Here is a 6,916-nt window from a genome sequence, read left to right as displayed (position 1 = left end):
GCTTCGCTCCAGCCGGTGGAGATGCCCTGGTCGGCCATCCATGCCATTTCCTTGTAGAACTGCTGTCCCGTGGAGACGTCCGCGAACGGCGACTTCGCCGGCGCGTTGTATGCCGGTGAGCCTGCTGCCCGGTAGAGGAAGGCGGCCATGGCGTCGCGGCTGATGGACTGCAGGGGACGGTAGGTGCGGGTGCCGTTGGCTTCGCTCCAGCCGGTGGAGATGCCCTGGTCGGCCATCCATGCCATTTCCTTGTAGAACTGCTGTCCCGTGGAGACGTCCGCGAACGGCGACTTCGCCGGCGGCGTATAGGGAGCAGGTGCCTTGCTGAAGGTCGCGGTCCACGTGGTGGTGGCGCCCGGGGCGATCACGTAACCGGTAGCGGCTTTGGCGGTGACGGTGACGGTGCCGGTGCCGGGGTAGGTTCCGGCTGCGGTGGTTTTACCGTTGACCTGGTATTCAACACCCTCGGCCTTGGGGATGGTGTAGGTGTCGTTGGCGGTGCCGTCTTTGTCGGTGAAGGCGACCGGTGCCGGTGTGGCGGGCAGCGGTGCCTTGCTGAAGGTCGCGGTCCACGTGGTGGTGGCGCCCGGGGCGATCACGTAACCGGTAGCGGCTTTGGCGGTGACGGTGACGGTGCCGGTGCCGGGGTAGGTTCCGGCTGCGGTGGTTTTACCGTTGACCTGGTATTCAACACCCTCGGCCTTGGGGATGGTGTAGGTGTCGTTGGCGGTGCCGTCTTTGTCGGTGAAGACGACCGGTGCCGGTGTGGCGGGCAGCGGAACGGATGTGCTGCTGTCCGTGACGGTGATGGTGGCAAGTGTTTGGAAGAAAGTGGAACTGTTCCCGAGGGTGTCTGAGAGGGGATAGAGGGTCGCTTCCCATTCGCCGGCAGCGGATCCCTCAGGGATTGTTATCGATCGCTCCCANTCCCAGGTTCCGTCTTGACGGGTTCCCGAGACCAGGTTCATTTCGCCGAAACCGACGCTTTGGTCCGTGGTGGTGTGGCTGAGGAGTACGATCGGGGCCTTTACCGCGGTTTCATCCTTGAGTCGCACGGTGATTTTCGTTGTCGTGGGACCGTTTTTCAGGTCAAGGGCTTTGGGTGTCACGGAAGAGCTGACAAGTACCGGGCCAACTGTGTCCGAAGCCGCACTTGCGACGGTGATGGTGGCAAGTGTTTGGAAGAAAGTGGAACTGTTCCCGAGGGTGTCTGAGAGGGGATAGAGGGTCGCTTCCCATTCGCCGGCAGCGGATCCCTCAGGGATTGTTATCGATCGCTCCCAGGTTCCGTCTTGACGGGTTCCCGAGACCAGGTTCATTTCGCCGAAACCGACGCTTTGGTCCGTGGTGGTGTGGCTGAGGAGTACGATCGGGGCCTTTACCGCGGTTTCATCCTTGAGTCGCACGGTGATTTTCGTTGTCGTGGGACCGTTTTTCAGGTCAAGGGCTTTGGGTGTCACGGAAGAGCTGACAAGTACCGGGCCAACTGTGTCCGAAGCCGCGTTAGAAGAAGCGGCTAGGATTGTCTGGGGAACTAGGAGCCCCAATATTAATATCGCAATAAATGCGCTGCGCCGCCAGATGTGGCTGAAGAATGACATGAAGAGAGCCCCCAAGAGTAGTTTCTATCGGCTCTCAACGTTATTTCCATTCGAGCCTAGGACAATCTACAGGCTCCGCGACAATTTCCGTGCACCGCTTTCTCAATGCCTTGCAGGGTGATTGCTTCCCGTCAGGCAATTATAGATATTCGCACCATAGTTAGTTACTCCAGAAACTTGTCCGGAGTCAGCGGAAGGTCCCGGATCCGGATTCCGGAAGCGTTGTAGGCGGCATTGGCTATCGCCGCGGCACTGCCCACAATTCCGATTTCCCCGATGCCCCGGGCGCCCAGGGGTCCGGCATGCTCGTCCACGTCCTCGATCCACAGCGCTTCCATGTCCAGCACATCGGCGTTGGTGGGGATGTGGTACTCGGCCAGGTCGTGGTTCACGAAGATCCCGAACCGCGGATCCAGCACGCTCTGCTCATGCAGCGCCATGCCCAGCCCCATGGTCATCGCCCCCAGGAACTGGGACCGCGCGGTCCGCGGGTTGATAATCCGTCCCGCGGAAAAAACGCCCAGCATGCGGGATACCCGGATTTCGCCGGTGTCCGCGGAGATCCGGACCTCGGCGAAATGCGCGCCAAAGGAATACAGGGCCAGGTTCGCGGCATCCGGATCCTCCGGAGCGTTAGCCTCGGTCTGCGCCCCGGGGGAGGGATGTTCTCCGTGGTCGACCCGGAACGCACGCGCGGCGGCAATAATTGTTCCGCCCCAGCTGGCCGTTCCGGAAGATCCCCCGGCCACCGAGGCGGCAGGGAAGGCCGTGTCGCCGATGCCGAGCCGGATCCGGTCGATCGGCACGTCCAGCGCGTCGGCGGCAATCTGCGTCAGTGCCGTCCAGGCGCCGGTGCCAATGTCCGCCGCTCCAATCTGCACCGAGTAGATGCCGTCCTGTTCGTAGCGGATCCGCCCGGTGTTGGAGGGCTGGCGCATAAACGGGTAGACGGCGCTGGCCGTCCCCAGCCCCACCAGCCAGCCGTCTTCCTGCACGGAGCGGGGACGGGTGACCCGCTGGTCCCAGCCGAAGCGTTCGGCACCGAGGTCAAAGCATTCCAGCAGGTGCCGGCTGGAGAACGGGTTCCCGGTTTCCGGATCCACCTCCGGCTCATTCCGGCGGCGCAGCTCAATGGGGTCCAGCCCGGCAGCGGCGGCGAGTTCATCCATGGCCACCTCGGGGCCGAACATTCCCGGACACTCACCCGGTGCCCGCATCCAAGAGGGAACCGGGATGTCCAGCGGCGCCACGCGGGTGGTGGTGGTCCGGTTGGGGGAGGCGTACATCATCCGGAACGGTGCGGGGGTCTGTTCCGCGAATTCTTTGATCCGGGAGGTGTGTTCCACGATGTCCAGGGACATGGCGGTGAGCCGTCCGTCGTCGGCGGCCCCCAGCCGGATGTGCTGGATAGTGGGGGTGCGGTGGCTGGTCAGGGTGAACATCTGCTGGCGGCTGACCGGGAACTTCACCGGCCGCCCCTCGGTGACCTGCGCCGCGAGGGCAGCCATCACCACCTGCACGTGCGGCATGCCCTTGGAGCCGAAGCCGCCGCCCACGTGCGGGGCGATGACATGAACCTGTTCTTCCTCGAGCCCCAGCACCTGCGCCAGCGTGCTTTTGACCGCGTGCACGCCCTGGGTGGAGTCCCACAGCGTCAGCGTCTGCCCGTTCCACTGTGCCACCGTGGCATGGGGCTCCAGCGGGTTGTTGTGTTCGGCCGGGGTGGAATAGGTCTGCTCGATCTTCAGTGCGGCGGTCTCGAAGGCGGCGTTCGCGTCCCCCTGACTGCTGTCCGTGGGAGTGCCGGCGTTCAATTCCTCCGGGGCGTACAGGTCCGGAGCATCTTTGCGCAGCTGGGCGGAGAAGGGCTCTTCCGTGTAGGTCACGCTGACGGCGGCGGCCGCCTCGCGGGCAATTTCCGGAGTCTCCGCCAGCACTGCCGCAACAATCTGCCCGCGGTAACCAACCCGGTTGTCCTGCAGGACTGCCAGTTCCCGGTCGGAGGTATCCGCCAGCCGGGGCACGGTGTCGGCGGTGAGGATGGTGAAGACCCCGCTGACGGCTTCCGCGGCCGCCGTTTCCACCCGCTGCACGGTTCCGCGGGCAATGGTGGAGAGCACGGGATACAGATACAGGGGGTTCTCCACCGGTTGCTCGTAGGCGTACGGTGCGGTGCCCTTGACCTTCAGTTCGCCGTCGAGCCGTTCATAGGGGGTGCCGATGGCCCGGGCGGGCAGCAAATTGCTCATGAGTCCAGTTCCTCCCAGCCTGCGTCCCGGGGGCCGTCCGGCCCCTCGGGATGATCGGTTCCCTCGGCGCTGGCATCCGGGGTTCCCGGCCCGGCCAGTTCCCGCAGCACTGCCGCCAGGGTGTTGCGGACCATGGGAATTTTGAAGCCGTTGTCCTGCAGCGGCTCGGCGGCCGCCAGCTCGGCGTCCGCGGCGGCCCGGAAGTTTTCCTCTGTTGCCGCCGCGCCGCGCAGCACGGCCTCCGCCTGCAGGGCCCGCCAGGGCTTGTGCGCCACCCCGCCCAGCGCGATCCGGACGTCCCGGATCACCGGGGGCGAGGCGCCGTCGTCCTCCAGTTCCATGGCCGCGGCCACGGACACCAGGGCAAAGGCGTACGACGCGCGGTCCCGCACCTTGCGGTAGGCGGACCGGGCGGGTGCCGGCGGGAGTTCGACGGCGGTGATGAGTTCACCGTGTTCCAGCACGGTGTCCCTTTCCGGCTGATTCCCCGGCAGCCGGTGGAAATCACTCACCGGAATAATCCGTTCCCCCGCCGGGCCGAGCACCACGACGGCGGCATCCAGCGCCGCCAGGGCCACGGCCATGTCCGAGGGGTGCGTCGCCACGCAGGCTTCCGAGGCGCCGAGGATCGCATGGTAGCGGGTGTAGCCGTCGACGGCGGAACAGCCGGTCCCGGGTTCGCGCTTGTTGCAGGGGGTGGTGGGGTCCTGGAAGTACACGCAGCGGGTGCGCTGGAGCAGGTTGCCGCCGGTGGTGGCCAAATTGCGCAGCTGCCCGGAGGCCCCGGCCAGCAGTGCGGAGGACAGGGCCGGATAGCGGCGGCGGATAAAGGTGTTCGCGGCAAGGTCGGAGTTGCTCACGTTGGTGCCGATCCGCACCCGGCCGTCGTCGAGCACGTCCACGGTGTCCAGCGGCAGCCGGCTGACGTCCACCAGCAGAGTGGGGGAGGCGATCCCGAGCTTCATCCGGTCCACGAGGTTGGTGCCGCCGGCCAGGAACACCGCGTCGGGGTTGGCGGAGACCAGGGCGACGGCGGCGGCCGGGTCCTCGGCGCGGCGGTAGCCGAAGGGGATCATGCCCGCTCCTCGGGATGCGCGGGCATCGAGGCCGCGGTGGGAGAGTCGTGAACTGCCTCTTCCTGTGGATCGGGCAGGCCCTTGCGGAGAGTGGCTGCGGCGTCGGCGGCCTGCCGCACGGCCGCCACAATATTGACGTACGCGCCGCAGCGGCAAAGGTTTCCGCTCATCCGCTCGCGGATTTCAGCGTCAGTGAGGTCGATGCCGCTTTCAGTGTCCAGATGCGCGGTGGCAGCGGATGGATGCCCCGCTGCGGCTTCCTCAATGATGCCCACGGCTGAGCAGATCTGGCCCGGGGTGCAGTAGCCGCACTGGAATCCGTCCTGTTCCAGGAACGCCTGCTGCACCGGATGCAGGTGGCCGTCCGGAATGACGTCGGCCAGGCCCTCCGCGGTGAGAACCTCCGCTCCGTTGTGGGCCACGGCCAGGGTCAAACAAGAGTTGGCGCGGCGCCCGTCCAGCAGGACCGTGCAGGCACCGCACTGCCCGTGGTCGCAGCCCTTCTTCGGTGACGTTACGCCCAGCCTGTCCCGGAGCGCGTCCAGCACCGTGGTGCGGGTATCGACGGTCAGCGTCCGTTCGCTGCCGTCCACCTTCAGGGTTATTTCCGCATCCATGTACCGGCCGCCCTTCAGCAGTGTCCAATGGTGCGCAAACCTACCGGAGGGGGAGGGCGGGGACAACACTTTCTCGGCTGTCCGGTCCGTACTGCGGGGGAATCGTCCGGCGGGCACAGGCGCCGGCGGGGAGACAGGGTACTTAAACAAAACGGTCCCCATCGGTTTTCACCGATAAGGACCGTCTTCTTGGTTGCGGGGGCAAGATTTGAACTTGCGACCTCTGGGTTATGAGCCCAGCGAGCTACCGAACTGCTCCACCCCGCGTCGTACTTAGAACTGTACCCCCCTGTGGTCCGATACGAAGAATCCAGTGACGGCCGTCACGCCGGGGATGGAAAAGTTGTCGGTAGGGTGGGGTTGTGAGCCTGCCTACCGAAGACACAACTGTCACTTATCCCTCCGGCGCCGTGGAGTCCACGGGAACGGTCCTTCATGCCGAGAACCTGGCTGACGGCAGCCGGGTGGTCCTGCTGGACGTCACCGCCGTTCACCCCGTCGATGCCGGCTGGCCGGACCAGGGCGCGGACCGTGCGGTGCTGGTCACGGACGCGGGCAACTCCTACGAGGTGCGCGACGCCGTGGTGGCGGCCACCGACGGAGCCGCGCTGTTCCTGGGCGCGGATATTCCGGTCAAGAAGGGCACCGAGGGCTGGACCTTCACCGTTGCACACGTGCTCCCGCCAAATGCCGCCGTGCAGGAAGGGGACTCCGTACGGATCGAGGTGGACGCGGCCTACCGGAGCGCCCTCTCCGTGGGGCACACCGCCTGCCACCTGGCGTCGCTGGCATTGAACCGGCAGCTTGCCGGGGCCTGGAAAAAGGACGTTCCGGCCGACGCCGCGGGCAATCCGAACTTTGACGCCCTGGCCATCGAAACCTCCACCATTACCGAGCACGGTTCCACCGATGTGTACCGGCTGGGAAAGTCGCTGCGCCGCAAGGGCTTCCGGCCGGAGGCACTGCTGGAAGATCTGCCCGCCGCCGAGGCAGGCATCAACGCTATTTTGGCGGACTGGACCGCCACCGGTGCGGAGGTGCGGATTGAGTGTGACGGCGACGGGCTCACCGACATGCGCCGCTGGACCGTGGACCTGCCCCAGGGCCCGGTTCGCATTCCCTGCGGCGGCACGCACGCTGCCTCCCTCAAGGAGACCGGGGGCATCCAGGTCACCCTGACCGCGGAAGAGGGCGACGGCGCCGTGACCGTCACCATGGACACCATCTGCGTGCAGCCCGCGGGCTAGCTGTAACTCTCACGGACGTTGTGAACGCGTTCGATAGGTGAGAGGCCCTCGATCCCGGTATGCGGTCGATGATGATTGTAGTGATGAAGCCAGGCATCGTAATCAGCGATCCTGGCTTCTTCGCTC

The 6,916-nt window shown here is 65.7% G+C and carries 5 protein-coding genes and 1 tRNA gene; 1 reads left to right on the top strand and 5 read right to left on the bottom strand.

The window, feature by feature from the left end; all coding sequences use genetic code 11:
- Positions 1-1,765: 1,765 nt before the first annotated feature.
- From AC4D2W_RS17245 to AC4D2W_RS17230, 4 genes are all read right to left on the bottom strand, one after another.
- Positions 1,766-3,850 carry a xanthine dehydrogenase family protein molybdopterin-binding subunit gene (locus AC4D2W_RS17245; protein ID WP_490928159.1) on the bottom strand — a complete coding sequence of 695 codons (2,085 nt, stop codon included), beginning with the start codon at positions 3,848-3,850 and terminating at the stop codon, positions 1,766-1,768.
- Positions 3,847-4,926: an FAD binding domain-containing protein gene (locus tag AC4D2W_RS17240; RefSeq protein ID WP_490928158.1), complete on the bottom strand. Its 1,080-nt coding sequence runs from the start codon at positions 4,924-4,926 to the stop codon at positions 3,847-3,849. Before AC4D2W_RS17240 ends, AC4D2W_RS17245 begins: the two co-directional genes overlap by 4 nt.
- The gene (locus AC4D2W_RS17235; RefSeq protein WP_490928157.1) at positions 4,923-5,543 is read right to left on the bottom strand and encodes a (2Fe-2S)-binding protein; all 621 of its coding nucleotides are present in this window, start codon (positions 5,541-5,543) and stop codon (positions 4,923-4,925) included. The genes AC4D2W_RS17240 and AC4D2W_RS17235 overlap by 4 nt, the downstream gene beginning before the upstream one ends.
- Before the next feature lie 190 nt (positions 5,544-5,733).
- Positions 5,734-5,810, bottom strand: a tRNA-Met gene (locus tag AC4D2W_RS17230).
- A gap of 95 nt (positions 5,811-5,905) precedes the next feature.
- Between AC4D2W_RS17230 and AC4D2W_RS17225 the strand changes: the two genes are divergently transcribed.
- Positions 5,906-6,790, top strand: coding sequence for an alanyl-tRNA editing protein (locus tag AC4D2W_RS17225; protein ID WP_490928156.1), 885 nt, complete (start codon positions 5,906-5,908; stop codon positions 6,788-6,790).
- On the opposite strand, the gene AC4D2W_RS17220 is transcribed toward AC4D2W_RS17225, so the two are convergent.
- A partial coding sequence (locus AC4D2W_RS17220; RefSeq protein ID WP_490928050.1) for an integrase core domain-containing protein occupies positions 6,787-6,916 on the bottom strand: 130 nt, incomplete at its 5' end. The genes AC4D2W_RS17225 and AC4D2W_RS17220 overlap by 4 nt on opposite strands.

The sequence above is a fragment of the Arthrobacter sp. TJ-58 genome (assembly GCF_058269295.1).
The sequence above is the reverse complement of the archived record's forward strand: the minus strand, read 5'-3'. Positions and strand labels throughout refer to the sequence as shown.

Excerpts from the sequence above, each read along its gene's own strand:
- AC4D2W_RS17245 (WP_490928159.1), bottom strand. The coding sequence starts at position 3,850 with ATGAGCAATTTGCTGCCCGCCCGGGCCATCGGCACCCCCTATGAACGG.
- AC4D2W_RS17240 (WP_490928158.1), bottom strand. The coding sequence starts at position 4,926 with ATGATCCCCTTCGGCTACCGCCGCGCCGAGGACCCGGCCGCCGCCGTC.
- AC4D2W_RS17235 (WP_490928157.1), bottom strand. The coding sequence starts at position 5,543 with ATGGATGCGGAAATAACCCTGAAGGTGGACGGCAGCGAACGGACGCTG.